Consider the following 14,262-nt stretch of genomic DNA (forward strand, 5'->3'; position numbering starts at 1 on the left):
CGCCATGCCTGGACCCGGTGGCCCGGGTGATGCCTCATAGCCGGTCGGCCCGGATCCAGGTGCTCGTGGCCGAACAAGCAGCCCTGCGTGGTGCCCGGGTCGGCGTGGTGGATGTGTGCACCGCCGCGGTGGCAGCCCTGCCGATCGGCGGGGCCGGGGTGTCCGCGATGTCCCGTACCGCGGCCAGTCACCCGCTGTGCAGCACCGACGACATCAGCGAGCAGCTGGAGGAACTGCAACTCACCCTTGGTGAGGGCCCGTGCGTGGATGCCTTCGCCCTCGGCTCGGCCGTTCTGGCACCCGATCTGCGGACAGGTGAAGCGCAGGGCCGCTGGCGCGTGTTCGCCGATACGGCCCTGGAGGCCGGAGCGGGGGCGGTCTTCGCGATCCCTCTGCAGATCGGGGCGATCAGCCCCGGAGTTCTCGACCTGTACTCCAGCGTGCCTGTCGAGCTGGACGCCGAGGAGTTGGCCGATGCAATGGCTTTCGCCGACACGGCGACAATGGTTCTGCTCGATGCGCGGATCGAAGAGTCCGATGCGCCGTACCGGGCCGAGATCGACCAGGCCACCGGCATGCTCACCGTGCAGCTCGGAGTCGGCATCGAGGAGGCGTTCATTCGGCTGCGCGCCCACGCCTATGCCCACGGACGGCGGCTGGCCGAGGTGGCTGCCGACGTGGTGGCCCGCCGGCTCTGCTTCCACCCGGAGACGGACACGGACGCGGATCGGGCCGACGATGATGCCTGACGCCGGTGCCGACCGATGAACGTGCTGCGCTTCCCGCCCCTCCCCGGCGGGAGTAGTTTCGACAGAGGGTGGCACGATGAATGAGCAGCTCCTTGCCAAAACTTTTGTCGAGTTGGCGGACAACCTCGTCGCCGACTTCGACCTGATCGACTTCCTGCGCCTGCTGACCGATCGCTGTGTGGGCATGCTCGGCGCCAGCGCGTCCGGTGTGCTGCTCGCGGACCTGGACGGCGAACTGCGCGTGATGGCCGCCTCCGACGAACAAGTACGCCTGCTGGAGCTCTTCCAGCTCCAGAACGACGAAGGCCCCTGCCTGGAGTGCTTCCGCACCGGCGCACCCGTGACCGTCCCCGACCTGAGCACGGAGGCCGACCGCTGGCCGCGCTTCGCCGCAGCGGCCCACCTCAGTGGGTTCGCAGCGGTCCAGGCCCTGCCGATGCGCCTGCGGGACGAGGTCGTCGGCGCACTGAACCTGTTCCGCGCCGACCCCGGCCCCTTCGACCCGGTCGGCACGCCCATCGCACAAGCCCTGGCCGACGTCGCCACCATCAGTCTGCTGCAGCAACGCTCCACCCACCGCAGCAGTGTCCTGAACGAGCAGCTGCAGACCGCGTTGCACAGTCGTGTGCTGATCGAGCAGGCCAAAGGCAAACTCGCCGAACGCCAGGGCATCGACATGGAACAGGCCTTCACCGCACTGCGCAGCTACGCCCGTGCGCACAACCGTCGCCTGTCCGACCTGGCCCGCGCCTTCATCGACGGAACCGAACCCCTCGCCGGCCTGATGCCCTGACCAGGCCCTGTCCGGCCGATCATGGCCCACCACTTCTGCCCGTCCCGGCACCGGGACCCCGACCTCGGAGGTCGTGGCTTTCCCTGACCGCTATGACGACGAGCGGCAACGCCTGACAGACGACACCCGGACCATGCTCGGCGACCTCCGCCGCAACTGGGAGCACCCTGCCGATGTCCTGCAACGGATGCGGCTGGAGTTGACGAAGGCGCACAAGGCCTATGAGTCAGCGGCGAGGAGCAGCCGCATGACATGGGTAGGCAGATCCATCTCGGTCACCGTCGGAGTTGCCGCGGCTGTCGCAGCTGCCGTGATTGTTCCTGATCTGGGCTGGGTTGCCGGGGTGGCCGGCAGAATTGCGTTCAATGTCGCCACCCGCGAAGTCCGCCCACTGTCCCAGGCGAAGAAGGAGCACCCGTTCAGCTACCTGCACCACGTTGCTCGAGAGCCGGCACAGCGAGGTCCTCGAGGGTAGGCACGCGTCAGGGGCAGCCTGAGGCTCCCGGCGAGCCGGTTGCCTTGCGGCGGTAGGTGGGCCGAGAGGACAGGCGGCGGCCCGCACGCTTCGGTCCTGGGGAAAGCAGCGCGGGCGCTCCACGGTGCCGGGCGCCGCGCTGATCGGCTGGAGGGACCGCACCGGTCAGCCGGCCGGGGCCTGCTGACCGGTCCGGCCCTTCACGTCTCGCTCTCGCAGCAGTCGTGCGGTCTGCTCGGACACCGGTGCGGCCAGCAGTGCGGTGACCAGGTCGATCAGTCGGCTCGTGAACAGCCGGTCGTCCCCACGAGGGCGGGCCGCGGCACGGGCCGCGAGTTCGGCATGGCAGAAGCGCAGGGCGGTGAAACGGGTGTGGAGCACCGTGGTCGACTCGGGACGCAGCAGAGGCTCCACCAGGCGCCGCCAGGCGTAGATGCTCGACCCCTCGTTCGGCACGACGAGCTCCACCAGGGGTTCGGGCCGGTTGAGCAGTTCGGCCACGATCTGCAGGAACTCGCGGCCGCCGTCGGGGTCGGCGAGTTTCGCGGCGGCCGGCAGCACCAGGGCGGCAGCGAGGGAGCGAAGATCAACGGTGCCGCCGTCCTCGTACTGCTGCAGCAACACCTCCCGGCGGGCGTCCACCGCAGGGGTGTGTTTGTCGAGTACGGCCCGCAGCAGACCAGCCCGGTCGCCGAAGTGGTACTGCAGGGCCATCGCGTTGCGCTGGCCGGCGGCCCGTTTGATCTCGCTGAGCGAGACACCGTCGACGCCCTTCGCCGCGAACAGCTGCTCGGCGGCGCGGATGAGTGTGCCGCGGGTGTCCCGGGGCTCCCGGCTCCGGGGCGACGTGGCCGGTTCGGGCGTCTCATGTGCTGTCACGGATGCCCATGGTAGCGCCATCACGACAAAGTGATACGGTCGCATTAAATGCTAATGCAAATACCTTGATGCACGTGGGAGCCCCATCCATGTCCTTGGACTTCGAGACCGACCCCGACTTCCAGCGGCGACCCGACCGGATCGATGCAACCGGCGCCACCCTGCGCCTGGATGGAGGAATCCAGTGAAGGCACTGACTTTCCACGGCCGCCACGACATCCGTTACGGGGACGTTCCCGACCCGGCCGTCACCAGCCCCACCGACGCGGTCGTCCAGGTCACCACGGCCGGTATCTGCGGCAGCGACCTGCACATCTACGACGGCAACGGGTTCAGTCCGGAGATCGGCTACACCCCGGGACACGAGTGCGTCGGCGTGGTCGTCGACACCGGCGACCAGGTCACCCGCTTCAAGCCCGGCGACCGGGTCCTGGTTCCCGCCTCGGTCGGCTGCACCCTGTGCAGAACGTGTGCGAGGGGGCTCACCGGCAGGTGCGAGCGCGCCCAGGCCCCGACGGACCTGTGCTACGGAGTGAGCCCGCAGCTTCCGGGCAGTCAGGCCCAGGCCCTGGCGGTGCCCCACGCCGAGGTCAACCTGGTGCACTTGCCCGAAGGCATCTCCGACGATGCCGCCGTCGTCCTGACAGACAACGCCCCTACGGCCTGGTACGGCTGCCGCCGCGCCCGCATCCAGCCCGGCGAAACGGTCCTGGTCATCGGTCTCGGGCCGGTCGGCCTCATGGCCGCCCAATCCGCCTTCGCCATGGGCGCCGCCCGCGTGCTGGGCGCAGACCTGGTCGCGGAGCGCCGCGCCTTCGCCGCCACCCTGGGCGTCGAGCCGGTCGAGGGCGAGGACGCACGGACGGCCGTACGGGAGATGACCGCAGGACGCGGACCGGACGCCGTGATAGAGGCCGTGGGCTCGGACGCCACCATCCAGCTCGCCCTCAAAGCCGTCCGGCAGGCCGGCCGGGTCAGCGTCATCGGGGTCAGCCATAACAAGGCGTTCCCCATCCACATGGGAATGGCCCAGGTCAAGGAGTTGGAGTTCGCCATCGGACTGTGCTCGACTCATTACGAACTCCCTGCCCTGATCGCCCTCACCCAGGCCGGACGGATAACGCCGGAGGTCGTGGTCTCCCACCGGTTCGCCCTCTCCGAGGGCACCGCGGCGTACAAACTGTTCGACAGCCGCGCCGACGGCGTCCTCAAGGTCGTTCTCGACCCTGCCCGCTGATCCATCTCGGTGCTGCCGCCGGGTCACGCACTTCCGTGCCGCGGCAGCAGCACCACACGCCCGACCGCCCGCCGCGCGCCGCGCCTGGTCCAGCGCCGTGCCCGGGAGATTCGATCCTCTCAGTGGGCGGTGGACGGCGCCGGAATCCCGCCCTCGCGCACCGCCTGGTCCTGTGGCGAACGCCCCTTCCCACCCAGGTGGTTGAAGGCCAGGTTCAGCAGGATCGCCACGACGCACCCGGTGGAGATGCCCGAATCCAGCACCACCAGCAGGCTCTTGGGGAACGCATGGTAGAACTCCGGCGCGGCGATGGGGATCAGGCCGATACCCAGGGCGACCGCCACGATGAGCGCGTTCTCGCCCTTCTCCAGGGCGGCCGTGGCCAGCGTCTGGATGCCACTGGCGGCGACCGAGCCGAACAGGACGATGCCCGCGCCGCCGAGCACCGGCAGCGGTACGAGCGCGATCACCGAGGCGGCGACCGGGCACAGGCCCAGGAGGAGCAGGATGCCTCCGCCTGTGGCGACGACGAATCGGCTCCGTACCTTGGTCATCGCGACGAGGCCGATGTTCTGCGCGAACGCGCTGCACATGAAGCCGTTGAACAGCGGGCTGACGGCGCTGCCGAGGGTGTCGGCGCGCAGTCCGCCCTCGATGGTCCGCTCGTCCGCCGGCCGGCCCACGATCCTGCCGAGCGCCAGCATGTCGGCCGTCGACTCGGTCATGCAGACCACCATCACGACGCACATCGACACGATCGCGGCGATCTCGAACTGCGGTACTCCGAAGTGGAACGGCGCCGGGAAACCGACGAGTCCGGCGCCCGTGACGCCCTCGAGGTTCGCCATGTCCAGCGGCACGGCGATGACAGTGCCCGCCACCAGGCCGAGCAGGATGGCGATCTGCTGGAGGAAGCCGCGCAGCAGTCTGCGCAGGATCAGCACGATCACCAGGGTGACGGCCGCCATGCCGATGTTCTTCATCGCGCCGTAGTCGCCGGCGCCGGGGTTGCCGCCCTGGGACCAGGTGAAGGCGACCGGCAGCAGCGAGACGCCGATCAGGGTGATGACGGTGCCGGTGACGACGGGCGGGAAGAATCGGACGAGTCCGGAGAAGTACGGGGTGAGGACGAACCCCAGCACGCCGGCGACGATGATCGCGCCGAGGATGACGGCGACTCCGTCGTGGCCGCGGTCCTTGCCGATGGCGATCATCGGGGTCACTCCGGCGAAGGAGACGCCGTTGACGAACGGGAGCCTGGCTCCGACCCGCCAGAACCCGAGGGTCTGGAGCAGGGTCGCGATGCCGGCGGTGAACAGGCTCGCGCCCACGAGGAAGGCGGTGTCCCTGGCACCGAGGCCCACGGCGGGCCCCACGATCATCGGCGGGGCCACAACTCCCGGGTACATGGCGGCCACATGCTGCAGACCGCTGGTGAACATCTTGAGAGGGGGCAGTTTCTCGTCGACCGGATGCTTCCGGTCCTGTGCCTCGGTGGTCGGGGTTCGGGCGGCCACGGTGGGTCCTCCGGTCGGTTGCACGTCGGCGGTGAACGCGGGTGTCAAGGAGGTGGTGCGGTGAGTGCAGCTGATGCCCGGTACGCGGTGGTGGTTTCACGAGTCACCACCACCGGAGGATGCGCACGTCTTCGGTACGCACCCCCCGGTGACAGTCGCCATGGACCCCGCTCGGGTCCATGGCCGCCGGTCGAGGGCCGTCCCCCTCGACCGGACGCTGAAAGGTCAGCCCTCGGCGGCGATCCTCGCCAGACGCCGTGCCTCGTCCCGCGCGGAGCGGGCGATGGCGTCCTCGTCCACTGTGGCCAGGCGGCCCGCCTCGACGACGGTCCTGCCGTTGACGAGCGAGAGCGTGACGGGAGCCGCCGCGCCGAAGACGAGGGCGACGACCGGGTCGGCGATGGTGGAGTGGGCCAGGGTGTCCAGGTTCCACAGCACCAGGTCGGCGAGCTTCCCGGGCTCCAGGGAACCGATCTGGTCCGCGCGGCCGAGGACCTGCGCTCCGCCGTACGTGCCCAGGCGCAGCGCCTGGCGGGCGTTCAGGGCGGCTTCGCGGTGGGGCCCGAGGCGGTTGATCAGGAGCGCGTTGCGCAGTTCGGTGTGCAGCTCGCCGGACTCGTTGGAGGCCGTGCCGTCGACACCGAGGCCGACCGGGACTCCGGCCTTCAGCATGTCGGGGACGCGGGCGATACCGGCGGCGAGGCGGGCGTTGGAGGAGGGGCAGTGGGCGACGCCGGTGCCGGTACGGGCGAAGGCGGCGATGTCGGAGTCGTTCATATGGACGCAATGGGCCATCCACACGTCCGGGCCGAGCCAGCCGGTCGACTCGAAGTAGTCGGTCGGGCCCTTCCCGAAGAGCTCCTTGCAGAACTCCTCCTCTTCGACGGTCTCCGAGCCGTGGGTGTGCAGCCGCACGCCCTTGCGGCGCGCCAACTCGGCACCTTGCCGCATCAGTTCGGTGGAGACGGAGAAGGGGGAGCAGGGCGCCACGGCGATCTGTGTCATCGCGTCGAAGGAGGGGTCGTGGTGCTTGTCGATGGTCTCCTCGGTCGCGGCGAGCGCGCCGTCGAGGGTCTCGACGGCGAAGTCGGGCGGCAGGCCGCCGTCGGACCTGCCTCGGTCCATGGAGCCCCGGGCGAGGGTGAACCGTACGCCCATGTCACTTGCCGCGCCGATGATCGCGCCCGACAGGTCGCCCGCGCCCCGGGGGTAGACGTAGTGGTGGTCCATTGCGGTGGTGACGCCGCCGCGCGCCATCATGGCCAGGGAGCCCCGTGCCGCGGCGCGGGCCATCGGCTCGTCGATGCGCGCCCAGGTCGGGTAGAGGGCCACCAGCCAGTCGAAGAGGTTGTGGTCGGTGGCCAGGCCCCGGGTGATCCACTGGTAGAAGTGGTGGTGTGTGTTGATCAGGCCCGGGGTGACCAGGTGGCCCGTGCCGTCGATCCGGCGGACCACGTTCTCCAGGTCCGCGGGGGCGTCGCCCGCTCCGACCGACTCGATCCGGTTGTCCGCGACGACGAGGTGGCCACAGGCGTACTCGGTGTCGTTCGCGTCCACGGTCGCGATGGCACAGTTCTCGATGACGATGCGCGAAGCCGCCATGGCGGGTCCTCGTTCTTCCCATGTGGTGGACGGACCCGGGGGTCGAGCGGGGTGACGACCGGGTCCGCGTCTGACGTTGTTGCGCAGATGCCCCCGCTCTCCCCCTGGGACCTGACGCCGGCGCACGCGTCGGGGGTGCGGCAGGGGCCTACAGGTTGGTCATGTCGACCGGGATCTGCGGTTCGGTGCCGTCCCGCAGAACGGTCGCCTCGATGAGACCGTAGGGGCGGTCGGCCGCGAAGTAGACCTCATTGTCGTTCTTCAGCCCGAACGGCTCGAGGTCCACCAGGAAGTGGTGCTTGTTCGGCAGGGAGAAACGGATCTCGTCGATCTCGCTGCGGCTGTCGATGATGCGCGAACCCATCTGATAGAGGGTCTGCTGCAAGGAGAGGGAGTAGGTCTCGGCGAAGGCCTGGAGCATGTGCTTCCTGGCCTGGTCGTAGGACTTGTCCCAGTGGGGCATCCGGTCCTCGTCGCTGGTCCAGTTGTAGCGCCACTGGGCGGCGACCTCGGTGGCCAGGATGCGGTCGTACGCTTCCTTCAGGGTCGTGTACTTGTCCTTGACGTACCCCCAGAACTCGGAGTTCGTCGAATTCAGGACGGTGAGGTCCTTCAGACCGGAGATGACCTGCCACGTGTCGCCGTCGAAGGTGATCTGGGTGGTGCGGATCTCCTGGCCCTTGCGTACGAAGGAGTGCTTGACCTCGTCGGCTCCGATGAACTTGGAGTTGTTGTCGGAGGTCTCGATGCGCTCCCAGGCGTACTCCTCGATGCGGATGCGAGCCTGGCGGATCGGCTCCTGCGAGGTGACGAAGTGGCGGGCCAGATGGATGCCGAACTGCTCGGCGGACTCGATGCCGTGCTCCTTGGCGAACGCGTACACCGTGTTCTTGGTGGTGTCGGTCGGCAGGACGTTGGCATTGGAACCGGAGTAGTGCACGTCCTCCATGTCGCCGGAGAGGGCGACCGAGACGTTCAGGTCCTTGATGTGGTGGGTGGCGCCGTCCCGCGTGATCCTGACGACGCGGTTCTCTGCTTTGCCGTACTGGTTCTGGCCGAGCATCACAGGGCGGGGGTGATGGGAATGGGCTGTCATGTGTCTGCTAGCTCCCTCGGTAAACGGAGTAGCCGAACGGGTTGAGCAGCAGCGGTACGTGGTAGTGCTCGCCCGGCACGACGGCGAACGTGATCGCCACCTCCGGGAAGAACGCACCGCTGTCCCTTACGCGGGGGGCGTCCTGCTGCGCCTCGGCTTGCGTGCTGTGCTGTCCCACCAAGTACGCCTCGGTCTCGAAGTCGAGACGTACATGGGTCGTTCCTTCCGGCAGCGCCGGCAGGTCCTTGCACCGCCCGTCCGCGTCGGTCGCGGAGCCGCCGAGTGCCACCCACTGCGCGTCCGGGCCGCTGCGGGCCGTGAGCGAGACGGCGACACCCTCGGCGGGGCGTCCGATGCTGGTGTCCAGAATGTGCGTGGACACCGAGGCGGTGGTTTCCGTGCTCATGCGTTCTCTTCCTCCACGAGTCCCTACGAGCCCGCTACGAGACGGGTCAGCCGGATGCGGTTGATCTTGCCCAGCTCGGTGCGGACAATCTCCCGCTCCTGCTCCGGCGTGTTCCCGATCCGCTCGCGGACCGCGTCCCGCATCTGCTCACCGGTCCGGCCGGTGGCGCAGATCAGGAAGACATGCCCGAACGTGTCCTGGTAGGTCAGGTTCAGCTCGAGCATCTCGGCCTTCAGCTCCTCGGACGCCCCGGCCATCCCGCTCTGCTCGCGTGAGGAGGTCGGGTCCCCGGGCTTGGGGCGCCCGATCGGCGGGTGCCCTGCCATCGCCTCGGCCAGATCGTCCGCGCCCAGCCCGGCCATGGCTGCGTCACCGGCGAGGAAGAGGGCTTCCACGGTGGCGTAGGGACGCTGGGCGAGCAGCTTGTTCACCCACGCCGTACTGGCACACACCTCGCGCAGGGCGGCCCGGGCCACGCTGTCATCGAAGGCGTTGAACCGGGAGAGTCCCGCCGGGGGTTCGGGGACCTCCCGTGGAGGGTGCTGTGAACTCGTCGTCACGGGAGCCTCCGTGGCTGTTCTGCGCGCTGTGCGTCGGACGGGCTGTGGCCAGCTAACGCCCTTTCGCGGCCACACGTCAACACTTTGTTGAAAAATCAGCGGCGCAGGAGCTGCCGCCGAGGATACGGAGGGTGGCACTCCGGGGCGAGCGACTACTCGCCCTTCGCCGCGTTCTCCCTGTTCAGGTAGTTGTAGACGGTGAAACGGCTGACACCGAGCGCGCCGGCGACCGTCTCGACGCCGTGCCGCACGGAGAACGCGCCCCGTGCCTCGAGCGTCCGTACGACGGACTGCTTCGTCTTGCGGTCCAGCTCGGCGAGCGGCTTGCCGTGCTGCCGCTCCAGCGCCGCCAGGATGTGGTCGAGGGAGTCCGCAAGCTGCGGGAGGCGTACGGCGAGGACCTCCTCGCCCTCCCAACTGAGTATGACGTCGTCCTCGCGGGCCTCACCGGGGGCGAGCAGCACGCCGCCCATGGCGTCCACGAGCGGCTTGACCGCCTCGGCGAGGGCGTGGTCGGCGGGCCCGGTCATCCCTCTCCCTCCAGGACGTTGACCTGCAGGGAGACCCGGGTGGCCCCGGCTTCCAGAGCCTTGCGCAGCAGCGCGTCGACCGCGCCGAGCACCTCCTCGGCACCGCCCTCGGCCGTGTTGCCGAAGGGACCGACGTCCACCGCGTCCAGATCCGCGCTCTGTACGACCTCCCGGACGGCCAGCGCATGCGCCGGCGGCTCGTCCAGGTCGAACGGCTCGGTCGTGAACTCCACTCTCAGTCGCACCATGCCCCCACGTTATCCGCGCCCTCGCGCACCGGTTTCGGCCCTCCCGTTCCCCGAGGAGTCCTCACCTGCTCCGGAAAAAGTCCCACTTCGTGCGACGGAACCGGGCGGGTGCCGCGTAGAGCAGGTGAAGAAGCGCCGCGGAGCAGCGGCGCCGGGAGGGGTCTGCATCATGACAGGGCGCACACGCAGGGGTGTCAAGGCGACAGCGATCGTTACGGCGGCCATGGCGGCACTGACCGCTTCGCAGGCGCCGGAGCCTGCGGCATCCGCCGCGGCCCCGGCGGAGCATCCGGCCCCGACGGCGCCGAGCGTCTCCGGTGACACCGTCTACCGCACCGAGCTTCCGCCGCTTCGCCAGCCCCGGACGGACGGCGGCTCGAAGGGCGCGGAGGGCACCGGTGCGGAGGTCGGCGGCACACTGCCCGAGACCGTGTTCGCCGCCTACCGGGCGGCCGAGGACGAACTCGCTGGCAGCCGGCCGGGCTGCGGGCTGCGCTGGCAGCTGCTGGCCGCGATCGGCCAGGTGGAGTCGGGGCAGGCGCGCGGCGGGCGGGTGAGCGCGGACGGTACGACGCTGACCCCGATCCTCGGCCCGCGCCTGGACGGCAACGGATTCGCCGCGATCAGGGACACCGACGGCGGGATGTACGACGGGGACACCGCGTACGACCGTGCCGTCGGCCCGATGCAGTTCATCCCGTCGACCTGGGCCACGTGGGGCGTCGACGGCAACGGCGACGGCCGCAGCGATCCGGGCAACATCTTCGACGCGGCCCTCGCGGCCGGACGGTACCTGTGCGCCGGCGGGCGGGATCTGTCCGACGCGGCGGACCTGGACCGCGCGATCCTCGGCTACAACCACTCCACCGCGTATCTGCACACGGTCAGGGCCTGGTTCGCCTACTACCTCGACGGCCACCGGGTCGTGCCGGACCAGGGCTCCGGACCGGCCCCCCGCGCGGAGCCGAAACCGGCGCACACTCAGCGGGGGGCAGCCTCCTCCGCGGCCCCGGAGCGCCCCGGCGAGCGGGACCGTGGGCCCGCCGCCGCTCCCTCTTCTTCGCCCTCGTCACCGCCTTCGCCCTCCGAGCGTCCACAGGGAGCGGACGACGACGCCGAGCCCGGTGCGCCGGTGCTCCCGGTCCCGGAACCCCTCGCAGAGCTCCCCGGCGTCGATGCGCTGACCAGCAACGGAACGCAATCGTTGCGCGCCTCCCCCTCCACAACCCCCGCTACCGGGCGGTAATCTCCCCCGCGCCGGGCAAGCACCGAGTCCGGCCGGGTGAGAGCGAAGGGGCCCTCATGACGTCGGACACGCAAGCGGCTCACGAGCGGTGGCAGCGCGCGTGGGCCCACCGCGAGCAGCTGCTCAAGGTGGCCCGCCGCAGGTCCATGAGCCTGGAGGACGCCGAGGACGCCGTGCACGAGGCGATGCTCCGTGCCGCGGAGAACCCTCATCTGGACGAGGAACGGCTGGGTGCCTGGCTGACGACGGTGACGATGCGGCTGTGCGTGGACCGCTACCGGCAGGTCAACCGCGAGACCGAGGTGCGCAGCAGCCCCAGGCTGCTCGCGCCGGTCCCGGTGCCGGTGGAGGAGGCGGTCTGCGACCGGGCCGAGGCGAGGTGGCTGGCGCGCCGGAGCGATGAGCTGCCGGCCCGCCAGGCCGAGGCGCTGTGGCTGAAGGCCGAGGATCTGGACGTCGGCCAGGTCGCCACGAAGATGGGGCTGAGCTACCGGACGGTCGAGTCGCTGCTGGCGCGGGCCCGCCGGACACTGCGCAATTCGCTGGCCGCCACGCTCGCCCTGGGGCTGTGGCTGATCGGGCGGGGTCGCCCGCAGGGCGGCAACGCCCAGGCGGTGGCAGTGGCCTCGACCGCGGCGACGCTGGCGTTCGCGGGCCTGATGCTGCCGTACGTGCACGACGGGGACGGGCCCGCGTCGCCGCGTCCCGCGTCCCCCGCGGTCTCACAGGCCGCGGATGCGCACAATGCGGACGGGGAGCCATCGGCGCATCCCTCCGCCGACGCCCCCGGCGGGACGCCGGACTCCGGACAGCGTTCCGCCGGCCCCATGCTCGTGCCGCCGCTCCTTCGCGACGTGTCGCTGCCCCCGCTGCCGCTGGACGCTCCGGCCGTACCCGACGTCCCCGAAGTGCCGGTGGCCGTGCCGAAGGTTCCCGTGCCGGGCGTGCCCGACCTGCCCTCGCCGTCGCTGCCGTCGCTCCCTGTGAAGGACCTTCCCGCGCAGGACCTCCCCGCGGAGAACCTGCCGGTGAAGGACCTGCCCGTGCAGGGAACGGACGCAGAAGGCCCGGACGTGACGTCGGTGTCACGCCCGTAAGAAACCTCCGTAAAAAATCTTTGCCCCTCAGCGACGGACGGCTCCGCCCTCCCCGTAGAGCAGATGTCGGAGCTGCTCCACGGCTGAAGGGTGAACCGGATGGGTGTCGAGATCTGTGTGGAGGGACTGACCAAGTCCTTCGGTCACCAGGTCATCTGGCAGGACGTTTCACTGACGCTGCCCGCCGGTGAGGTCTCGGTGATGCTCGGCCCTTCGGGCACGGGCAAGTCGGTGTTCCTCAAGACGCTCGTCGGGCTGCTGAAGCCCGAACGCGGGTCGATCCGGATCGCGGGCACGGACATCACCACCCTGCGCGAACACGACCTGTACGAGGTGCGGAAGCTGTTCGGCGTGCTGTTCCAGGACGGCGCGCTGTTCGGGTCCATGAACCTCTACGACAACATCGCCTTCCCGCTGCGGGAGCACACCCGCAAGCCGGAGAGCGAGATCAGACGGATCGTGCTCGAGAAGATGGACATGGTCGGACTGATCGGCGCCGAGGAGAAACTGCCCGGCGAGATATCCGGCGGTATGCGCAAACGGGCCGGTCTCGCCCGCGCCCTGGTGCTCGACCCGGAGATCATTCTCTTCGACGAGCCCGACTCGGGGCTCGACCCGGTGCGGGTGGCCTATCTCAACCAGCTGATCGTCGACCTCAACGCCCAGATCGACGCGACCTTCCTGATCGTCACCCACGACATCGCGTCGGCGCGGCAGATCCCGGACAACATCGGGCTCCTGTTCAGGCGTGAGCTGGTGATGTTCGGCCCCCGGGAGAAGCTGCTGACCAGCGACGAGCCGGTCGTACGGCAGTTCCTCAACGGCCGGATGCAGGGTCCGATCGGGATGGCTGAGGAGAAGGACGCGGCCCAGGTCGAGCAGGAGCTGGCCCAGCTCGGCAAGGACGCGGATCCCGCTCCGGCGGGCCTACCCGACCTGACGCCGCGCCTGCTGCCCAGTGCGGGGATCACCCGGCCACCGCGCTGGGAGGCCATCGCCGAACGGGAGTCGCTGCGCCAGGTGCGGGCCGCGGTGCGCGGAAAGGTGCTGGGGTCATGAGCCTGTCGCCCACCGGAGCGCTGAGGCATACGGGCAGCCTGTTCGCAATGGGACTGGACGTCCTGCGGACGATACCCAAACGTCCTTTCCAGGCACGGGAGTTCATCCAGCAGGCCTGGTTCATCGCGAGCGTCACGATCCTGCCGACCGCCCTGGTGTCCATTCCGTTCGGAGCGGTCATCGCCCTGCAGATCGGCAGCCTGACCCGGCAGTTGGGCGCCCAGTCGTTCTCGGGCGCGGCTTCGGTGCTGGCCGTCCTGAGGGAGGCCTCCCCGATCGTCACCGCACTGCTGATCGCGGGCGCGGGCGGCACGGCGATCTGCGCCGACCTCGGGGCGCGCAAGATCCGCGAGGAGATCGACGCCATGCAGGTGCTCGGCATCGACCCGATCCACCGGCTCGTGGTGCCGAGGGTGCTGGCCACGATGCTGGTGGCGGTCCTGCTCAACGGGCTGGTGTCGGTGGTCGGCGTGGCCGGCGGCTACTTCTTCAACGTGATCCTGCAGAACGGCACGCCCGGCGCCTATCTGGCCTCCTTCACCACCCTCGCCCAGCTGTCGGACCTGTGGGCAGCCGAACTGAAAGCCCTGGTGTTCGGTGCGATCGCCGCGATCGTCGCCTCCTACAAGGGCCTGACCGCCAAGGGCGGCCCGAAGGGCGTGGGCGACGCGGTGAACCAGTCGGTGGTGATCACTTTCATGTTGCTGTTCGTGACGAACTTCGTGATGACGGCGGCGTACTTCCAAGTCGTTCCGCAGAGGGGTTGAC

16 protein-coding genes are annotated in these 14,262 nt (G+C 69.7%); 8 read left to right on the forward strand and 8 right to left on the reverse strand.

Annotation, left to right across the window (positions count from 1 at the left end; all coding sequences use genetic code 11):
- The first annotated feature begins 65 nt into the window (after nt 1–65).
- From ACFYWI_RS24360 to ACFYWI_RS24370, 3 genes are all read left to right on the forward strand, one after another.
- Nucleotides 66–749 (forward strand): ANTAR domain-containing protein, encoded by a 684-nt coding sequence (locus ACFYWI_RS24360; RefSeq protein WP_389236285.1) that lies wholly within the window; start codon nt 66–68, stop codon nt 747–749.
- A 76-nt stretch (nt 750–825) separates the two neighbouring features.
- Complete coding sequence (locus ACFYWI_RS24365; protein WP_389236287.1) at nt 826–1,542, forward strand: GAF and ANTAR domain-containing protein; 717 nt, start codon at nt 826–828, stop codon at nt 1,540–1,542.
- Nucleotides 1,543–1,615: 73 nt separating this feature from the next.
- Nucleotides 1,616–2,017 carry a hypothetical protein gene (locus ACFYWI_RS24370; protein WP_389236289.1) on the forward strand — a complete coding sequence of 134 codons (402 nt, stop codon included), beginning with the start codon at nt 1,616–1,618 and terminating at the stop codon, nt 2,015–2,017.
- A 165-nt stretch (nt 2,018–2,182) separates the two neighbouring features.
- On the opposite strand, the gene ACFYWI_RS24375 is transcribed toward ACFYWI_RS24370, so the two are convergent.
- The gene (locus ACFYWI_RS24375) at nt 2,183–2,896 is read right to left on the reverse strand and encodes a TetR/AcrR family transcriptional regulator (protein WP_389236291.1); all 714 of its coding nucleotides are present in this window, start codon (nt 2,894–2,896) and stop codon (nt 2,183–2,185) included.
- A 184-nt stretch (nt 2,897–3,080) separates the two neighbouring features.
- Between ACFYWI_RS24375 and ACFYWI_RS24380 the strand changes: the two genes are divergently transcribed.
- Nucleotides 3,081–4,133 carry an alcohol dehydrogenase catalytic domain-containing protein gene (locus ACFYWI_RS24380; RefSeq protein WP_389236293.1) on the forward strand — a complete coding sequence of 351 codons (1,053 nt, stop codon included), beginning with the start codon at nt 3,081–3,083 and terminating at the stop codon, nt 4,131–4,133.
- Nucleotides 4,134–4,252: 119 nt separating this feature from the next.
- Here ACFYWI_RS24380 and ACFYWI_RS24385 read toward each other — a convergent pair whose 3' ends face one another.
- The 7 genes from ACFYWI_RS24385 to ACFYWI_RS24415 all read right to left on the reverse strand — a co-directional run bounded on the left by ACFYWI_RS24385 (nt 4,253) and on the right by ACFYWI_RS24415 (nt 10,089).
- A complete protein-coding gene (locus tag ACFYWI_RS24385) occupies nt 4,253–5,650 on the reverse strand; it encodes a nucleobase:cation symporter-2 family protein (protein WP_389236295.1) in 1,398 nt (465 codons plus the stop codon).
- Between the two features lie 225 nt (nt 5,651–5,875).
- Nucleotides 5,876–7,252, reverse strand: a complete 1,377-nt coding sequence (locus ACFYWI_RS24390; protein WP_389236297.1) for an 8-oxoguanine deaminase — start codon at nt 7,250–7,252, stop codon at nt 5,876–5,878.
- A 148-nt stretch (nt 7,253–7,400) separates the two neighbouring features.
- Nucleotides 7,401–8,348 carry a factor-independent urate hydroxylase gene (pucL, locus tag ACFYWI_RS24395; protein WP_389236299.1) on the reverse strand — a complete coding sequence of 316 codons (948 nt, stop codon included), beginning with the start codon at nt 8,346–8,348 and terminating at the stop codon, nt 7,401–7,403.
- A gap of 7 nt (nt 8,349–8,355) precedes the next feature.
- Nucleotides 8,356–8,754 (reverse strand): hydroxyisourate hydrolase, encoded by a 399-nt coding sequence (uraH, locus tag ACFYWI_RS24400; RefSeq protein ID WP_389236301.1) that lies wholly within the window; start codon nt 8,752–8,754, stop codon nt 8,356–8,358.
- A 23-nt stretch (nt 8,755–8,777) separates the two neighbouring features.
- Nucleotides 8,778–9,314, reverse strand: coding sequence for a 2-oxo-4-hydroxy-4-carboxy-5-ureidoimidazoline decarboxylase (gene uraD / locus ACFYWI_RS24405; RefSeq protein WP_389236303.1), 537 nt, complete (start codon nt 9,312–9,314; stop codon nt 8,778–8,780).
- Between the two features lie 152 nt (nt 9,315–9,466).
- A complete protein-coding gene (locus ACFYWI_RS24410; RefSeq protein WP_389236305.1) occupies nt 9,467–9,844 on the reverse strand; it encodes a helix-turn-helix domain-containing protein in 378 nt (125 codons plus the stop codon).
- Entirely contained in the window at nt 9,841–10,089 is a 249-nt protein-coding gene (locus ACFYWI_RS24415; RefSeq protein ID WP_389236402.1) for a hypothetical protein, read from the reverse strand. The genes ACFYWI_RS24410 and ACFYWI_RS24415 overlap by 4 nt, the downstream gene beginning before the upstream one ends.
- A 172-nt stretch (nt 10,090–10,261) precedes the next feature.
- Here ACFYWI_RS24415 and ACFYWI_RS24420 point away from each other — a divergent pair, with 172 nt between their 5' ends.
- The 4 genes from ACFYWI_RS24420 to ACFYWI_RS24435 all read left to right on the forward strand — a co-directional run bounded on the left by ACFYWI_RS24420 (nt 10,262) and on the right by ACFYWI_RS24435 (nt 14,261).
- A complete protein-coding gene (locus ACFYWI_RS24420; protein ID WP_389236307.1) occupies nt 10,262–11,338 on the forward strand; it encodes a lytic transglycosylase domain-containing protein in 1,077 nt (358 codons plus the stop codon).
- Between the two features lie 56 nt (nt 11,339–11,394).
- Entirely contained in the window at nt 11,395–12,435 is a 1,041-nt protein-coding gene (locus ACFYWI_RS24425; RefSeq protein ID WP_389236310.1) for an RNA polymerase sigma factor, read from the forward strand.
- Nucleotides 12,436–12,534: 99 nt separating this feature from the next.
- Nucleotides 12,535–13,494: an ABC transporter ATP-binding protein gene (locus ACFYWI_RS24430; protein WP_389236313.1), complete on the forward strand. Its 960-nt coding sequence runs from the start codon at nt 12,535–12,537 to the stop codon at nt 13,492–13,494.
- Nucleotides 13,491–14,261, forward strand: coding sequence for an MlaE family ABC transporter permease (locus ACFYWI_RS24435; protein WP_389236315.1), 771 nt, complete (start codon nt 13,491–13,493; stop codon nt 14,259–14,261). Before ACFYWI_RS24430 ends, ACFYWI_RS24435 begins: the two co-directional genes overlap by 4 nt.
- The last annotated feature ends 1 nt before the right edge of the window (nt 14,262 follow it).

It is taken from the genome of Streptomyces sp. NPDC002889, from assembly GCF_042888425.1.
GTDB lineage: Bacteria > Actinomycetota > Actinomycetes > Streptomycetales > Streptomycetaceae > Streptomyces.

Excerpts from the sequence above, each read along its gene's own strand:
- ACFYWI_RS24365 (WP_389236287.1), top strand. The coding sequence starts at position 826 with ATGAATGAGCAGCTCCTTGCCAAAACTTTTGTCGAGTTGGCGGACAAC.
- ACFYWI_RS24390 (WP_389236297.1), bottom strand. The coding sequence starts at position 7,252 with ATGGCGGCTTCGCGCATCGTCATCGAGAACTGTGCCATCGCGACCGTG.
- pucL (WP_389236299.1), bottom strand. The coding sequence starts at position 8,348 with ATGACAGCCCATTCCCATCACCCCCGCCCTGTGATGCTCGGCCAGAAC.
- uraH (WP_389236301.1), bottom strand. The coding sequence starts at position 8,754 with ATGAGCACGGAAACCACCGCCTCGGTGTCCACGCACATTCTGGACACC.
- ACFYWI_RS24410 (WP_389236305.1), bottom strand. The coding sequence starts at position 9,844 with ATGACCGGGCCCGCCGACCACGCCCTCGCCGAGGCGGTCAAGCCGCTC.
- ACFYWI_RS24420 (WP_389236307.1), top strand. The coding sequence starts at position 10,262 with ATGACAGGGCGCACACGCAGGGGTGTCAAGGCGACAGCGATCGTTACG.
- ACFYWI_RS24425 (WP_389236310.1), top strand. The coding sequence starts at position 11,395 with ATGACGTCGGACACGCAAGCGGCTCACGAGCGGTGGCAGCGCGCGTGG.
- ACFYWI_RS24430 (WP_389236313.1), top strand. The coding sequence starts at position 12,535 with ATGGGTGTCGAGATCTGTGTGGAGGGACTGACCAAGTCCTTCGGTCAC.
- ACFYWI_RS24435 (WP_389236315.1), top strand. The coding sequence starts at position 13,491 with ATGAGCCTGTCGCCCACCGGAGCGCTGAGGCATACGGGCAGCCTGTTC.